Genomic DNA, 14991 nt, shown 5'->3' with positions numbered 1-14991 from the left:
CGATTAAAACGAAAGTGAAGGAAACGGTTTTATTATTCCATTTCGCGGGTACTTCGGTTTTTTCATGCGCTTGGCGGTCTGGCTTGGCAGGACAGCGGACGCGCGCAGGACAAAAGCCTGCGTACTCTTCGCGAATGATATTGATATGTTATTACATAACATAGTAAGTCATTCCCACATTGTCCGGCGGAAGGGAAAGATCGTGTTCGCAATGAAGCGCAAGCAGGCGGTGGTGTGCAGCAGCGATTCGGCTGTCGCGCCACCCGTGCAGACGGTGCCGGTCACCCTGCTCACGGGTTTCCTCGGCGCCGGCAAAACGACCTTGCTGAACGCGCTTCTGGCCGAGCCGGCCATGCGGGACGCAGCCGTCATCGTCAACGAGTTCGGTTCGGTGCCTATCGATCACGGTCTGGTTCACACGGGTTCGGAGCGCTATTTCAAGACCACCACCGGCTGCATCTGCTGCACCGCCACCAGCGATATCCGCACGTCGCTTTACGAGTTGCATCAGGCTTTTCTTGAGGGAATGATGCCGGACATATCGCGGGTCGTCATCGAAACCACCGGCCTTGCCGATCCCGCGCCGATCATCAACAGCCTGATCGCCGGCGGTACGCCGGCCCTCGGCCTGCGCGACCATATCGTCGCCCGGCACTTTCACCTTGCGGGCGTGGTGACGGCCTTCGACGTCACCTCCGGCCGGGCGATGCTCGACAGTTTCATCGAAGGCTGGAAGCAGCTTGCCTTCGCCGACCATATCGTCCTGACGAAAACCGACCTTGCCGATGCGACGGCAAAAGGTTGCGAAAGCCTGGCCGATCTCAATCCCGCCGCCCGGCTGCATGACCGCAATGCGGCCGATTTCGATCTCATGTCGCTTTTTGCAGCCAAGAACTACGCGCTGCGCGACAAGCCCGAAGACGTGCAGGGATGGCTGGCGGCCGACAGGCTGAGCCTGCATGCCGGTCACGACCATGACGTCAACCGCCACGGCGCGGGGGTGGAGGCGTTCGATCTTACCTTCGACGGCGGGTTCGATCCGCAGGCGATCGTCACCTTTCTGGAACTCGTCACCAGCAACGTGCATTCCGGCCTGCTGCGGCTCAAGGGGATTTTCCGGGCGACGGACGATCCGGAGCGACCGGTGGTTGCGCACGCCGTGCAGCACCGGCTTTATCCGCTGACAAGGCTGGCAGGCTGGCCGGATGGCGACCGAGCGACGCGGCTCGTGCTGATCGGCATGGATATGCCGCAACAGCCGATCCGCGATCTTTTTGAGACATTGGCCTCGAAGGCGCGGCGAAAGGCCAGGTCGTGAACAATCCGCTTGCGCGCAGCGGCTCGGCGATCGTCTCGCAGGCCCGACTTCTCAAACAATGGACGCGTGAACTGCTGCATCTTCGTGCCGAAGACATCGTCTCGGTCAGCGAGCTTTCCTGCACCCTGCCGGATTGCCCGCCGCGCGAAACGGTGATCCTCATCCTGTCCGCATCCGGCGAGACCCGGCACTTGTCCGTTCACAAGCCGCTGCTGGAGGTGGATCATGACGATATTGTGCATGCCATTGCTGCGAATTCGACCTGATATCCCGGGGGTGAAGTCCCGGCGTGCTTGCGCTGCGCGCCATCATCCGGCACTTCAGGGACAGCGGGGTTCGCGAATGACGAAGGGCGGGCAATGGCCGATCTGGCGGTATATACGGGTTTGTTTCTAACGGCCTTCGTGGCGGCGACCATTCTGCCCATGCAGTCGGAGGCGGCGCTGGCCGGCCTCATCCTTTTGAAATCCCAGCCCGTCTGGCTGCTGGTTGCGGCGGCCAGCGCCGGCAACGTTGCCGGTTCCTTCGTCAACTGGCTGCTTGGCCGCGGCATCGAGCGTTTTCGGCATGAGCGCTGGTTTCCCGTCGGCGACGCCGCACTGGAGCGTGCGCAGAACTGGTACCGGCGCTATGGCCGATGGTCTCTTTTGCTCAGCTGGGCGCCGCTGATCGGTGATCCGCTGACGGTTGCCGCCGGTATCATGAAGGAACCGCTGCCGTTTTTTTTACTGCTCGTCACCCTTGCCAAGGTTGGGCGCTATCTCGTGCTGGCGCTGGTGACGCTGAATTTTCTGTAGTGTTGCGCACGAAACGGTGCGGCCAGCTTCTCCCCGGCAGGGGAGAAGTCGAAAGGCGCATCCGCTCGCCCAGGATGCGGGCGGTTACGGACAATCAAGCCGCCTGCCGGTCCCAGCTTGCGAAGGGATCGGGCAGGTGCCGCCATGCATCGGGCGTGAAGGTCTCGGTATCGATCAGGCAGGCGTCGAGCTGGGCGCGGATGCGTGCCTCGTTCATCGGATCGGAGCCGATGAAGACGATTTCCTGCCGACGGTCGCCGAAGACCGGGTCGAGATAGGGCTTCATCATGTCTAGGAACTGTTTTTCGCGCGGCCACTGCGCTTTCGGCACTGCGGACCACCACAGGCCCATCCTGCCGGTGCGCACCAATGCGCCGGCCTGGCTGATCTCGCCGACATAACGCGGCCGTGTCGCCAGCCAGAAGAAGCCCTTGGCCCGCACCACGCCCGGCCAGGCGCGATCGATGAAGCGCTGGAACAGCACGGGGTCGAAGGGTTTTTTGGCGCGGTAAACGAAGGAACGGATGCCATATTCCTCGGTTTCGGGAATGTGGTCCTTGAAACCGTGCAATTCCTTGAACCAGAGGGGATGTTCTTCGGCTCTGGCGAAATCGAAGCGGCCGGTGCCGAGCACCTCATTCAGTTCCACCTTGCCGAAATCGGCCTCGATGAGTTTCGCATCCGGGTTCAGCCCGACGATGATCTTGCGGGCGGCATCCCGTTCATCCGGCGTGGCGGTGCCGATCTTGTTGAGGACGACGACATCGGCAAATTCGATCTGCTCCACCAGCAGGTCGACGATGGTGCGGTTGTCGCCATCGCCCGCCGTTTCGCCGCGGTCGGCCAGGAAATCGGACGAGCCGTAATCATTGAGAAGATTGGCGGCATCCACCACCGTCACCATCGTGTCGAGCCGCGCGACATCGGACAGGCTGCGGCCGTTCTCATCGCGGAAATCGAAGGTCGCGGCCACGGGAAGCGGCTCGGCAATGCCGGTGGATTCGATCAGCAGATAGTCGAAACGACCCTGTTCGGCCAGCGCTCGCACCTCGGTCAGCAGGTCGTCGCGCAGCGTGCAACAGATGCAGCCATTGGTCATTTCCACCAGTTGCTCCTCGGTGCGCGAAAGATTGGCGCCGCCGTCGCGCACCAGCGCGGCATCGATATTGATCTCGCTCATGTCATTGACGATCAACGCCACGCGCAGGCCATCGCGGTTGGCGAGGATGTGGTTGAGAAGCGTCGTCTTGCCGGCGCCGAGAAAGCCGGAGAGCACGGTAACGGGAAGTTTTTTCGACATGGGAACCTCATCGTGTCAGCAGGTAAGTGCGGGGCAGGCTTGCCGCCGCTGATGATTGTGGAATGAAACAGCTCGCTCGGTCGCCGCTTAGTAATGTAATAACATTACATACGCATGTGCTGTCAACAGACTGACGAAAAATTTCAAGTCGGATGAAGGGGAGGCGTTCTCGCGCGCAGCGTCGGCTCGTCTTGATGGTCGGCTTTTACATACGCTCATGTCTTCATCGGCCAGCCTCGAGAATCCGGAGGCCCTCTCGCCATGGCTCCGGAGATCTTCCGAAGGGGCGGCAAGCGTGCGGCGGCGACAATCTTTCCGAGAGTTAATGTTATCTCATTACATATTCATTTGACGAATGTAATAACATTACATATCAAGGTCGCCAAATGACATCCTGCCCCGGAGGGATCGATGCGCGATCCGTGCCTTGCCTTTAAAAATCTGACGCTAGGATATGCCGGCCGTGCGGCGGTGCATCATCTCGATGGCGATATAGCCAAAGGGTCGCTCACTGCGGTGGTCGGCGCCAATGGTTCGGGAAAATCGACGCTGATGAAGGGCATTGCCGGCATTCTGAAGCCGCTTGGCGGCGAATGCCGTGTCACGCCCGGCATCTCCGTCGCTTATCTGCCGCAGCAGTCGGAACTCGACCGGTCCTTCCCCGCGCAGGTGCGTGATCTGGTCGCGCTGGGCCTGTGGCCGAAACGCGGGCTGCTCGGCCGTCACCGTTCCGAGGACAGGGCGGCGATGGGCCGGGTGATGGAAGCGGTCGGGCTTTCCGGCTTTGAAAAGCGTAATATCGACTCGCTTTCCGGAGGTCAGATGCAGCGCGCGCTGTTTGCCCGCGCCATGTTGCAGGATGCGCAGCTTATCCTCCTGGATGAGCCGTTCAATGCCGTTGACGAACGCACCGTCACCGACCTCCTCGTCCTGATCAAGGCGTGGGTGGCGCAGGGACGCACGGTGCTGGCCGTGCTTCACGACCACCAGCTGGTGCAGCAGCATTTTCCGCAGACTTTGTTCCTCGCAAGACGGCTGGTCGGACTAGGCCCGACAGCCGAGGTCCTGCAGGCTGAAAACATGCGGCAGGCGCGGCACTTCCACGAGTCCTGGGAGGAAAATGCGCCCTGGTGCGGGCCGGATGACAAGCCGGCCGCCAATGCGGCGGTCGAGACGCCGCACGCAGCGCCAGCGCATGCCCATTCCGGCGCTCACTTTCACTCCCAGGCAAATTCGAATGTCCATGGCTGAGATCTTCATCGACCCGTTTCTCCAATATGTCTTCATGCAGCGGGCGCTTGCCGGCGCCTTGATCCTTGCCATCAGCTGCGGGCCGGTCGGGGTGTTCCTGATGCTGCGCCGCATGAGTCTCACGGGCGATGCCATGTCGCACGCCATCTTGCCGGGCGCGGCGGTGGGATTTCTGTTTTATGGGCTGGAAATCCTGCCGATGACGGTCGGCGGGCTGGTCGTCGGTCTCGTGGTCGCACTCGGTGCCGGCGCGGTGTCGCGTTTCACCGTCCAGAAGGAAGACGCTTCGCTTGCCGCCCTTTATCTGATTTCACTGGCGCTCGGCGTGCTGCTCGTCTCATGGCGTGGCTCCAGCGTCGATCTCATGCATGTGCTGTTCGGCACGGTGCTGGCGCTGAACAGTGAGGCGCTCGGCCTGATCGGCGGCATCTGCATCGTCACATTGGCGGTGATGATCACCTTCTGGCGGGCGCTGCTGGCGGAATGCCTCGATCCCCTTTTCCTGCGTTCGGTCAGCAACTGGGGCAGCCCGGTGCATTTCCTCTTCCTCGCCGTTGTCGTGCTCAATCTGGTCGGCGGTTTTCAGGCGCTCGGGACGCTGCTCTCCGTCGGGCTGATGATGTTGCCCGCCGCCGCCAGCCGCTTCTGGTCCAACCGGGTCGCCCCGATGTGCTTCATTTCGATCGGCATCGGCATGGTTTCCTGCTTTGCGGGCCTCATCCTGTCCTATCACGCATCGCTGCCTTCAGGCCCGGCGATCATCCTTTCGGCGGGCGTCATCTACGCGCTCTCCATCCTCGTCGGCACGCGCGGCGTGCTTGGCGATCTTCTCGGTTCCGGCCGCCACAGAACGGCCTGAATACAGCGTTCGAAAAAAGGAGAACCTTCATGTTCAAAACCGTCCGTCTGGCCACCTGCGCCAGCCTTCTTTCCCTCTCCCCGGTGCTGATGGCGCAGGCATCCGCCGCCGAACTCAAGGTCGTGGCCAGCTTCTCGATCATTGCCGATTTCGCCAAGAATGTCGGCGGCGATCGCGTTGGGATCACCACGCTGGTCGGGCCGGATGGCGATGCGCATGTCTACGAGCCGCGCCCGGCCGATGCCGTGGCCGTCAGCAAGGCGGATGTGGTGCTGGTCAATGGCCTGGAATTCGAAGGTTTCCTGAAGCGGCTGATCGATACCAGCGGCACCAAGGCGCCCGTCGTTGAACTGACCAAGGGTGTCGAGCCGCTAAAGCTTTCCGAAGAGCCGGCCGGTCACGCCCATCCGGAAGCGGAAGAGGAGGAAGGTCACGATCACAAGGCTGAAGAAGCCGGCCACAAGCATGAGACCACCGAGGCGGATGGTCATGACCATGGCCATGAGGGCCATCATCATCACGGCGAATTCGACCCGCATGCCTGGCAGTCGATCAAGAACGCGGAAATCTATGTGAAGAACATTGCCGGCGCATTTTGCGAGGTCGACAAGGCCGGTTGCGCGACATACACCGCCAATTCGGAGGCCTATATCGCCAAGCTTGCCGCTCTGAACGAAAAGGTGAAGACGGAGATTGCCGCCATCCCGCCGGAAAAGCGGGTCATCATCACCTCGCATGACGCCTTCGGTTATTTCGAGCATGCCTATGGCCTGAATTTCCTTGCACCTGAAGGCGTATCGACGGAATCCGAAGCCTCTGCCGCCGATGTCGCCAAGCTGGTGGACCAGGTCAAACACGACAAGGCCTCGGCAATCTTCATGGAAAACATCACCGACAAGCGGCTGATCGACCAGATCGCCAGCGAAACCGGCCTGAAGGTTGGCGGCACGCTTTATTCCGATGCGCTTTCCACCGCCGATGGCCCGGCATCCACCTATATCGACATGGTCAACCACAATATCGAGACCATCAAGGCGGCTGTTCTTACCCAGTAAGTTCCGTCATTTCGTTGTGAGTCCGGGGAGGGTGGCCTGTGTCACCCTCCCCATTTTTTTGCCTGTGTGCAGCGTGTCTGCCCTGCGTGCGTTTCCGCGCTTGCCCGTTGACAATTCTTCAGCCCTTTGAAATGGTAAGATGTCAGACCAATTTAGAGGGTACGTCTTGGACAGGTCCAGCCGGGAACTGATGCAGCCCATTCCGCCGAGCGACCGTGTGCGCCAGGTCGAAGCGGCGCTGTCTGACTATGTCGAGCGGGCAGGGCTGAAGGCGGGAGACCGGCTGCCGGCGGAGCGGGAACTGATGGCGGCGCTGGGTGTCGGCCGTTCCACCATCCGCGAAGTCATCCGCAAGTTTCAGGCGCTTGGCGTCATCGACAGCCGCAAGGGCAGCGGCAATTATCTGCTGAAGCCGATTTCCGCCGCCACCGTGCATATGCCGATTTCCATCGAGGCCGAAAGCCTGCGCGATGCGCTGCTGATGACGCTTGAAGTGCGGCGCGGCATCGAGGTGGAGGCGTCCATGGCGGCCGCCCGCCGCCGCACGGCAGAGGATATCGCCACCATGGAAGCGCGGCTTGACGAGATGGAGCGGGTGCATCTGGCTGAGGGCACTTCCGGCAAGGCCGACCTTGCCTTCCATCTGTCGATCTACGATGCCACCCATAATACGCTGTTCAAGCAGCTGCTGGAGCAGATGCGCGAAGGTTTCGAACGCTTCTGGCTGAAGCCGTTCGACCGGCCGGATTTCGCAAGCCGCTCCTTTCCCTTCCACCGCACGCTGTTCAACGCCATCGCCGCCGGTGATGCCGAGACCGCGCGGCAAGAAACACTGAAAATCCTCGCTGTCGTCGAGGAGGATATCAAGGACATGTCGAAATGAACCATGGCAACGATCTCTTCGATCCCGCCTCATTTATCGTTGCGCATGACGAGGCCCACGCCTTCGAAGCCGTGGTGCCGCCCATCGTGCAGACGTCGCTTTTCACCTTTTCCAGCTATGACGAAATGGTCTCCACCTATCGCGGCGAAAAGGTGCGGCCGGTCTATACGCGCGGGCTGAACCCCACGGTGCGGCTGTTTGAGGAGATGCTGGCGAAGCTGGAAAGTGCCGAAGATGCGCTCGGTTTTGCGAGCGGCATGTCGGCCATTTCCTCCACCGTGCTGTCCTTCGTTTCGCCGGGTGACCGGATCGTGGCCGTGCGCCATGTCTATCCCGATGCCTTCCGCCTGTTCGGCACCTTCATGCAGCGCATGAATATCGAGGTGACCTATGTCGACGGCCGCGACGAGGCGGCGGTCGAAAAGGCGATGCCGGGTGCAAAGCTGTTCTACATGGAAAGCCCGACCAGCTGGGTGATGGAAGCTCACGATGTCGGCGCGCTGGCCGCCATCGGCAAGCGGCATGGCGCCGTTACCGTCATCGACAATTCCTGGGCAAGCCCGGTCTTCCAGCAGCCGATCTCGCTCGGCGTCGATCTCGTCGTGCATTCGGCCTCGAAATATCTCGGCGGTCACAGCGATGTGGTCTCCGGCGTGGTGGCCGGTTCGAGGGCGATGATCGATCGCATCCGGGCGGAGGCCTATCCCTATCTCGGCGGCAAGATGTCGCCCTTCGATGCCTGGCTGCTCATTCGCGGGCTTCGCACCCTGCCGCTGCGCATGAAGGCGCATCAGGCATCGGCGCTGGAGATCGCCAGCCGGCTGCAGGCGCTGGATGTGGTGGAGAAGGTCTGCCATCCGGGGCTGGCGAACCGCCTGCCGCCCGGCCTTCACGGCACCTCTGGCCTGTTTTCCTTCATCTTCAAGGAAGGGGTGGATGTGCGCGCTTTTGCCGACCGCCTCAGGCTTTTCAAGCTGGGTGTTTCCTGGGGCGGCCATGAAAGCCTCATCGTCCCCGGCGAAGTGGTGCTCGAACAGAAGGCGCAGCCAAACTCCGCCCACACCTTCGGCATCAGCGCGCGTTCGGTGCGTCTGCATGTCGGGCTGGAGGGCACGGAAGCGCTCTGGAACGATCTCGAACCCGCGATCAAGGCGGCCACCGCCGCCTGACGTGTTTTTAAACTGACCACAAAAAGGGGAGAACGACATGAAAAAACTGGTAACAGCAGCAATCTTCACCGCCCTGATGACCGGAACGGCGCTGGCGGACACGACCTTGAAACTGGTCGAGGTCATCACAAGTCCCGAGCGGACGGAAACGCTGAAAGGCATCGTCTCGAAATTCGAGGCCGCCAATCCCGGCACCAAGGTCGAAATCATCTCGCTGCCGTGGAGCGAGGCCTTCCAGAAATTCGCGACCATGGTCTCGGCCGGCGATGTGCCTGATGTGATGGAAATGCCGGACACATGGCTGTCGCTTTATGCCAATAACGGCATGCTCGAAAGCCTTGAGCCCTATCTCGCCAAGTGGGAGCACACCGCAGGCCTGAGCGATCGGACGCTCGAACTCGGCCGCGACGTGAAGGACACGGCCTATATGCTGCCTTATGGCTTCTACCTGCGCGCCATGTTCTACAACAAGAAACTGCTGGCCGAAGCCGGCGTGAAGGAGCCGCCGAAGACGCTCGACGAATTTGCCGATGCCTCCAAGAAGGTCGCGGCCCTTCCTGGCAAATACGGCTATTGCCTGCGGGGCGGCCCGGGCGGCCTCAACGGCTGGGTCATGTTCGGCGCGTCCATGGCCGGCTCGAACGAGTTCTTCACCAAGGACGGCACCTCCACCTTCGACAGCCCTGGCTGGGTGAAGGGCCTGACCTATGTGATCGATCTCTACAAGAACGGTCTGGCGCCGAAGGACAGCGTCAACTGGGGCTTCAACGAGATCGTCGCCGGTTTTTATTCCGGCACCTGCGCTTTCCTCGATCAGGATCCGGATGCGTTGATCGCCATCGCCCAGCGCATGAAACCGGAAGATTTCGGCGTCATGACCATGCCGAAGGGGCCGGACGGCAAGACTTTCCCGACAATTGGTTTCGCTGGTTGGTCGATGATGTCGAAATCCGAAAACAAGGATCTTTCCTGGAAGCTGATCGAGACGCTCGAAGGGCCGGAAGGCAATATCGAGTGGAACAAGAAAACTGGCGCGCTGCCGGTGCACAAGTCGGCGGAGAAGGACCCCTTCTATGCCAGCGAGCAGTTCAAGGGCTGGTTCGACGAACTGGCCGACAAGAACGCCGTGCCGACGACGATGCCGACCTATCTTGAGGAATTCGCCTTCTTCAAGGATTCGCTGGTCATCAAGACATCGCAGGAAGCGCTGCTCGGCGATATCACGCCGGAAGACCTTGCCAAGCAATGGGCTGATTACATGACCAAGGCGCAGCAGAAGTTCCTCGCCTCGAAGTAACGACGCGGACCAGCCGTGCGGGCGAAAATGCCCGTGCGGCGTTTTGCCGGCCTTTCGCTGCGACAGGCCTTTTCCTCGCAATTTTTCGGATCGGTGAGCCGAGAGGCTCTGAAACCCGTCCGTTCCGTCGTCCGATCAGGGAGCGATATTATGTCCTATGCCCATGGCGCCGGGCCGGTGGCCGCGCGCAAACCGGCTGGCAAGCCTGCGATGCGGCGGTTTGCCGATTGGGCCGAACCGTGGCTCTACAGCGCGCCCGTGCTCGTGCTCATCGTCGCCGTCATGCTGGTGCCGCTGGTGCTCGGCCTTTCCTATGCTTTCCGCGATGTACAGCTGCTCAATCCGTTTTCCGGCGGTTTCGTTGGCCTCAAACATCTGGAGGCTCTGTCGCAGGATGCGGCCTTTTACCGGGCGCTGAAAAATACGCTGTGGTGGACAGGCGCTTCGGTTTTCCTGCAATTCTTCTTCGGCCTCATTCTGGCGCTGCTGCTCGATAAACCCTTCGCGGGCAGGGGGCTGGCGCAGGCGCTGGTGTTCCTGCCATGGGCCGTGCCGACCTTCCTTGCCGGTCTCAACTGGGCATGGCTGTTCAATCCGGTCATCGGGCCGCTGCCGCACTGGATGGTGTCGCTCGGGCTGTTATCCGCACCCAACAATATTCTCGCCGATCCGCAGCTGGCCATGTGGGGGCCGATCATCGCCAATGTCTGGTGGGGCATTCCGTTTTTCGCCATCACTTTGCTTGCGGCCCTTCAGGCCATCCCGCGCGATCTTTACGAGGCGGCGGAAATCGATGGGGCAAACCCGCTGCAGCGTTTCACCTCCATCACCCTGCCGTTTCTGGCGCCCACCATCGCCATCACCATCCTGCTGCGTACCGTCTGGATCGCCAATTTCGCCGATCTCATCATCGTCATGACCAATGGCGGGCCGGCCGACCGCACGCAGATCGTTGCCAGCTACATCTTCACCCAGGCCTTCCGGCGTCTGGATTTCGGTTATGCCTCGGCCATTGCGCTGGTGCTGCTGGTGCTGCTGCTCGCCTATTCCATGCTGATCGTGCTGCTGCGCCAGCGCCTGATCGAGAAGGACTGACCGATGACCTCAAGGATATTTTTGACCCTTGCCCATCGTCTGGCGATCCTCGCCTATATCGCCTTCGCGCTGTTCCCGCTGTTCTGGCTGCTGAAGGTGTCCGTCACGCCGAATGATCTGCTCTATAGCGAGGGTGTCAGGATGTGGCCGTCGCGCGCGACATGGGATCATTATCGTTTTGTCATTGAAAACAGTGCCTTCCCGACGTTTTTTAAGAACAGCGTCATCGTCGCGGGCTCGACGGCAATTGCCGTGACGATACTCTCTTCGCTCTCGGGTTACGCGCTGTCACGCTTCCGTTTCAGGGGCAAATACTGGATCGTGGCGCTAATGCTGATCACCCAGATGTTTCCGCTGGTCATGCTGGTCGCGCCGATCTTCAAGATACTGTCGCCGCTCGGCCTCACCAACAGCCTGACGGGCCTCGTCATCGTCTACACCGCCTTCAACGTGCCTTTCGCCACCTTCCTCATGCAGTCGTTCTTCGATGGCATTCCGAAGGATCTGGAAGAGGCGGCGATGATCGACGGGGCAAGCCGGTTTACCGCCTTCCGCCAGATCATCCTGCCGCTGACGCTGCCGGGCATTGCCGCGACGCTCGGTTTCGTCTTCACCGCCGCGTGGAGCGAGCTTCTGTTTGCGCTGATGCTGATTTCCGGCAACCAGAGCGCCACCTTCCCGGTCGGGCTTCTGACCTTCGTTTCGAAATTCTCCGTCGATTTCGGGCAGATGATGGCGGCGGGCGTTCTGGCGCTCATTCCGGCCTGCCTCTTCTTCCTGCTCATTCAACGTTATCTCGTGCAGGGCCTGACGGCCGGCGCGGTGAAAGGATAATCCCATGGCTTCCATCGAGCTGAAGAATGTCGGCAAGACCTATGGCGACCTCGCCGTGCTGCATGGCGTCGATCTTGATATCAGGGATGGCGAGTTCATCGTCCTCGTCGGTCCCTCCGGCTGCGGAAAATCGACGCTGCTGCGCATGATCGCAGGGCTTGAAGAGATAACGTCCGGCGACCTGTCCATCGACGGCGAGCGCGTCAATGATCGCCGGCCGAAGGATCGCGATATCGCCATGGTCTTCCAGTCCTATGCGCTTTATCCGCATATGAGCGTCGCCGACAATATGAGCTATAGCCTGCGCCTGCGCCGCAGCCCGAAAGAAACCATCGCGGCGGCGGTGGCCGGTGCTTCCGCCAAGCTCGGGCTCGATCCCTATCTCGCCCGCCGCCCGAAGGCGCTCTCCGGCGGCCAGCGTCAGCGCGTCGCCATGGGCCGCGCCATCGTCCGCCAGCCAAAGGCCTTCCTGTTTGATGAGCCGCTGTCCAACCTCGATGCCCGGCTGCGTGAACAGATGCGCGCCGAAATCAAGCGCATGCATGCCGATCTCGGCGCAACCTCGGTCTACGTCACCCATGACCAGATCGAGGCGATGACGCTTGCCTCGCGTATCGTCGCCATGAATGCTGGCCATGTGCAGCAGATCGGCGCGCCGCTCGATCTTTACGACCGCCCCGCCAATCTTTTCGTCGCCGGCTTCATCGGTTCCCCCGGCATGAATTTCCTCGAAGGGAGGCTTGGGCAGGAGAATGGCGGCAGTTTCGTCGTGCTGGGTGACGGCACGCGTCTGGCGCTTGGCCGCGATGTGAAGCTGGCCGATGGCGAGCCGGTCACGCTCGGTATCCGCCCGGAACATGTCACCGTTGCGCCGGCCGAGGGCGGTGTGGAAGCGACGGTCGATCTGGTCGAGCCGACCGGCCTCGGCGTCATCCTGCACCTCACCGTGCATGGATTGCCGTTCAAGCTGTTTTCATCGGACCGGGCATTGTTGCAGCCGGGCAAGTCCCTGCGGGTCGGTTTCCCGCAGGAAAGGCTGCATGTCTTCGACAGGAATGGCGTCAGGATCGGGGAGGCGTGAGGCTTCATATAGTACTCGGCGGGAGGGTTCCCTGTGCCGTTGCATGGCCCCTCCGTCATTTTGGCGAAAGCCGGAACGACGGAAAGCTGGAGACGTTGAGAACCGTCGCAAACGCGCCAACCGTGGCATCAGATTGCCCTTCGGTCGTCTATTGTGGAGGCTCCGGCTGGATGTGAGCTTTCACAAGGTTTTTCATTCACAGCGGACCCGAGGGCGCGTGGGGCTTACCCCCCTCTGCCCTGCCGGGCATCTCCCCCTCAAGGGGGGAGATCGGCAAGAGGCTCTTTCATCGCTTCATTCGCAAGCTTCGAGATGCGCGAGACTTTGCCGCAGATCGATCTCCCCCCTTGAGGGGGAGATGCCCGGCAGGGCAGAGGGGGGTAAGCCCTCGCGCCCTCGGGTCCGCTGTGAATGAAAAAACCATGTGAAAGCCAGCACCTAGATCGCCACACCCATCTCATCGAACCTGTGTATCTTGGTGTCGTCGGGGGTGATGAAGACGGTATCTCCGTGTTTGCATTCGAACTCGCCATCGGTCCTTGCGGTGACGGGTCCGATGCCGGCGACGTCGAGATGCAGGAAGGTGTCCGAGCCGAGATGTTCGGCGACGGTGACCTTGCCCTGCCACAGGCCATTTTCCTTTGACAGCAGCAGATGCTCGGGCCGCACGCCGGCGGTGGTCGCCCCCTTGCTGCGGGCATAATCGCCGGTGATGAGGTTCATGCGCGGCGAGCCGATGAAGCCGGCGACGAAGAGGTTGGCGGGGGAACGATAGAGCTGCATCGGCGAGCCGACCTGCTCGATATTGCCGCGGTTCAAGACGACGATCTTGTCGGCCATGGTCATGGCCTCGACCTGGTCGTGGGTGACATAGATCATCGTCGTCTTCAGCGTGTTGTGCAGTTCGGAGATTTCCAGCCGCATGGTGCCGCGCAGCGCCGCATCGAGGTTGGACAGCGGCTCGTCGAACAGGAAGGCTTTCGGTTCGCGCACGATGGCGCGGCCGATGGCGACACGCTGGCGCTGGCCGCCCGAGAGCTGCGAGGGCCGGCGCTCGAGGTAATCGGTGAGGTTCAACACCCGGGCGGCATCCTCGACCTTTTTGTCGATCACCGCCTTGTCGAGCTTGGCCATCTTCAGCGGGAAGGCGATGTTGTTCCTGACACTCATATGCGGATAAAGCGCATAGGACTGGAACACCATGGCAAGGCCGCGCTCGGCCGGCGCCTTTTCCGTCACATCCTTGCCGTCGATGACGATCTTTCCGCCGGAGACGTCCTCCAGCCCGGCGATGAGGCGCAGCAATGTCGACTTGCCGCAGCCGGACGGGCCGACGAAGACGACGAATTCGCCGTCGTTGATATCGAGATCGATCGACGGGATGACTTTCGCCTCACCGAAGAGCTTGGACACGGTCTGAAGGGAAATGCTGCCCATGATTGTCGTTCCTTATTTCACGGCGCCGAAGGTCAGGCCACGCACGAGTTGTTTCTGCGAGAACCAGCCGATGACGAGAATGGGGGCGATCGCCATCATCGAGGCGGCCGAGAGTTTGGCCCAGAACAGCCCCTGTGGGCTCGAGAAAGAGGCGATGAAGGCGGTCAGCGGCGCGGCATTGGTGGTCGTCAGCCGGATCGTCCAGAAGGCCTCGTTCCAGGCGAGGATGACGTTCAGGAGCAGCGTCGAGGCAATGCCCGGCACCGCCATCGGGGTGAGCACATGCACGATCTCGTTCCACAGGGAGGCGCCGTCCATGCGGGCGGCCTCGAGGATCTCGCCGGGGATTTCCCGGAAGTAAGTGTAGAGCATCCAGATGACGATCGGCAGGTTGATGAAGGTGAGCATGATGGTGAGCCCGATGCGGGTATCGAGCAGGCCGGCATTGCGGAAGAGCAGATAGATCGGCACCAAGACGGCGACGGCCGGCATCATCTTGGTGGAGAGCATCCACATCAAAATGTCCTTGGTGCGCTTGGTCGGCGAGAACGCCATGGCCCAGGCGGCGGGAATGGCGATGATCAGCGCGATGATCGTCGAGCCGAGCGACAGTAC

At 61.3% G+C, this 14991-nt stretch carries 15 protein-coding genes; 12 read left to right on the top strand and 3 right to left on the bottom strand.

Annotation, left to right across the window (positions count from 1 at the left end; all coding sequences use genetic code 11):
• The first annotated feature begins 211 nt into the window (after window positions 1-211).
• From ACI2KA_RS20545 to ACI2KA_RS20535, 3 genes are all read left to right on the top strand, one after another.
• Window positions 212-1318, top strand: a complete 1107-nt coding sequence (locus ACI2KA_RS20545) for a CobW family GTP-binding protein (RefSeq protein WP_404504431.1) — start codon at window positions 212-214, stop codon at window positions 1316-1318.
• A complete protein-coding gene (locus ACI2KA_RS20540; protein WP_404504311.1) occupies window positions 1315-1584 on the top strand; it encodes a hypothetical protein in 270 nt (89 codons plus the stop codon). The genes ACI2KA_RS20545 and ACI2KA_RS20540 overlap by 4 nt, the downstream gene beginning before the upstream one ends.
• Before the next feature lie 93 nt (window positions 1585-1677).
• Window positions 1678-2115 carry a YqaA family protein gene (locus ACI2KA_RS20535; protein ID WP_404504310.1) on the top strand — a complete coding sequence of 146 codons (438 nt, stop codon included), beginning with the start codon at window positions 1678-1680 and terminating at the stop codon, window positions 2113-2115.
• 94 nt (window positions 2116-2209) lie between these two features.
• Here ACI2KA_RS20535 and zigA read toward each other — a convergent pair whose 3' ends face one another.
• A complete protein-coding gene (gene zigA / locus ACI2KA_RS20530; protein WP_404504309.1) occupies window positions 2210-3415 on the bottom strand; it encodes a zinc metallochaperone GTPase ZigA in 1206 nt (401 codons plus the stop codon).
• A 411-nt stretch (window positions 3416-3826) separates the two neighbouring features.
• Here zigA and aztA point away from each other — a divergent pair, with 411 nt between their 5' ends.
• The 9 genes from aztA (at window position 3827) to ACI2KA_RS20485 (ending at window position 12939) form a co-directional block, all read left to right on the top strand.
• Window positions 3827-4666: a zinc ABC transporter ATP-binding protein AztA gene (gene aztA / locus ACI2KA_RS20525; protein ID WP_404504308.1), complete on the top strand. Its 840-nt coding sequence runs from the start codon at window positions 3827-3829 to the stop codon at window positions 4664-4666.
• Window positions 4659-5525 (top strand): zinc ABC transporter permease AztB, encoded by an 867-nt coding sequence (gene aztB, locus ACI2KA_RS20520; RefSeq protein WP_404504430.1) that lies wholly within the window; start codon window positions 4659-4661, stop codon window positions 5523-5525. The genes aztA and aztB overlap by 8 nt, the downstream gene beginning before the upstream one ends.
• A gap of 29 nt (window positions 5526-5554) precedes the next feature.
• The gene (gene aztC, locus ACI2KA_RS20515) at window positions 5555-6580 is read left to right on the top strand and encodes a zinc ABC transporter substrate-binding protein AztC (protein ID WP_404504307.1); all 1026 of its coding nucleotides are present in this window, start codon (window positions 5555-5557) and stop codon (window positions 6578-6580) included.
• 190 nt (window positions 6581-6770) lie between these two features.
• The gene (locus ACI2KA_RS20510; protein ID WP_404504429.1) at window positions 6771-7463 is read left to right on the top strand and encodes a FadR/GntR family transcriptional regulator; all 693 of its coding nucleotides are present in this window, start codon (window positions 6771-6773) and stop codon (window positions 7461-7463) included.
• Complete coding sequence (locus ACI2KA_RS20505) at window positions 7460-8632, top strand: PLP-dependent transferase (protein ID WP_404504306.1); 1173 nt, start codon at window positions 7460-7462, stop codon at window positions 8630-8632. Before ACI2KA_RS20510 ends, ACI2KA_RS20505 begins: the two co-directional genes overlap by 4 nt.
• Before the next feature lie 37 nt (window positions 8633-8669).
• Complete coding sequence (locus ACI2KA_RS20500; protein ID WP_404504305.1) at window positions 8670-9929, top strand: ABC transporter substrate-binding protein; 1260 nt, start codon at window positions 8670-8672, stop codon at window positions 9927-9929.
• 150 nt (window positions 9930-10079) lie between these two features.
• A complete protein-coding gene (locus tag ACI2KA_RS20495; RefSeq protein WP_003525091.1) occupies window positions 10080-11024 on the top strand; it encodes a carbohydrate ABC transporter permease in 945 nt (314 codons plus the stop codon).
• A gap of 3 nt (window positions 11025-11027) precedes the next feature.
• A complete protein-coding gene (locus tag ACI2KA_RS20490; protein ID WP_404504304.1) occupies window positions 11028-11858 on the top strand; it encodes a carbohydrate ABC transporter permease in 831 nt (276 codons plus the stop codon).
• Window positions 11859-11862: 4 nt separating this feature from the next.
• Complete coding sequence (locus ACI2KA_RS20485) at window positions 11863-12939, top strand: ABC transporter ATP-binding protein (protein WP_404504303.1); 1077 nt, start codon at window positions 11863-11865, stop codon at window positions 12937-12939.
• A gap of 438 nt (window positions 12940-13377) precedes the next feature.
• Here the strand turns inward: ACI2KA_RS20485 and ACI2KA_RS20480 are convergent, their stop codons facing one another.
• Complete coding sequence (locus ACI2KA_RS20480; RefSeq protein ID WP_404504302.1) at window positions 13378-14376, bottom strand: ABC transporter ATP-binding protein; 999 nt, start codon at window positions 14374-14376, stop codon at window positions 13378-13380.
• 12 nt (window positions 14377-14388) lie between these two features.
• Window positions 14389-14991 (bottom strand): carbohydrate ABC transporter permease (locus ACI2KA_RS20475; protein WP_404504301.1); only part of this gene is annotated, 603 nt, incomplete at its 5' end.

Source organism: Agrobacterium sp. NPDC089420, assembly GCF_044900305.1.
GTDB lineage: Bacteria > Pseudomonadota > Alphaproteobacteria > Rhizobiales > Rhizobiaceae > Agrobacterium.
The sequence above is the reverse complement of the archived record's forward strand: the minus strand, read 5'-3'. Positions and strand labels throughout refer to the sequence as shown.

Coding starts and splice junctions, on each gene's coding strand:
- ACI2KA_RS20495 (WP_003525091.1), top strand. CDS start 10,080: ATGTCCTATGCCCATGGCGCCGGGCCGGTGGCCGCGCGCAAACCGGCT.
- zigA (WP_404504309.1), bottom strand. CDS start 3,415: ATGTCGAAAAAACTTCCCGTTACCGTGCTCTCCGGCTTTCTCGGCGCC.
- aztA (WP_404504308.1), top strand. CDS start 3,827: ATGCGCGATCCGTGCCTTGCCTTTAAAAATCTGACGCTAGGATATGCC.
- ACI2KA_RS20485 (WP_404504303.1), top strand. CDS start 11,863: ATGGCTTCCATCGAGCTGAAGAATGTCGGCAAGACCTATGGCGACCTC.
- aztB (WP_404504430.1), top strand. CDS start 4,659: ATGGCTGAGATCTTCATCGACCCGTTTCTCCAATATGTCTTCATGCAG.
- ACI2KA_RS20480 (WP_404504302.1), bottom strand. CDS start 14,376: ATGGGCAGCATTTCCCTTCAGACCGTGTCCAAGCTCTTCGGTGAGGCG.
- ACI2KA_RS20505 (WP_404504306.1), top strand. CDS start 7,460: ATGAACCATGGCAACGATCTCTTCGATCCCGCCTCATTTATCGTTGCG.
- ACI2KA_RS20545 (WP_404504431.1), top strand. CDS start 212: ATGAAGCGCAAGCAGGCGGTGGTGTGCAGCAGCGATTCGGCTGTCGCG.
- ACI2KA_RS20510 (WP_404504429.1), top strand. CDS start 6,771: ATGCAGCCCATTCCGCCGAGCGACCGTGTGCGCCAGGTCGAAGCGGCG.
- ACI2KA_RS20500 (WP_404504305.1), top strand. CDS start 8,670: ATGAAAAAACTGGTAACAGCAGCAATCTTCACCGCCCTGATGACCGGA.
- ACI2KA_RS20535 (WP_404504310.1), top strand. CDS start 1,678: ATGGCCGATCTGGCGGTATATACGGGTTTGTTTCTAACGGCCTTCGTG.
- ACI2KA_RS20490 (WP_404504304.1), top strand. CDS start 11,028: ATGACCTCAAGGATATTTTTGACCCTTGCCCATCGTCTGGCGATCCTC.
- aztC (WP_404504307.1), top strand. CDS start 5,555: ATGTTCAAAACCGTCCGTCTGGCCACCTGCGCCAGCCTTCTTTCCCTC.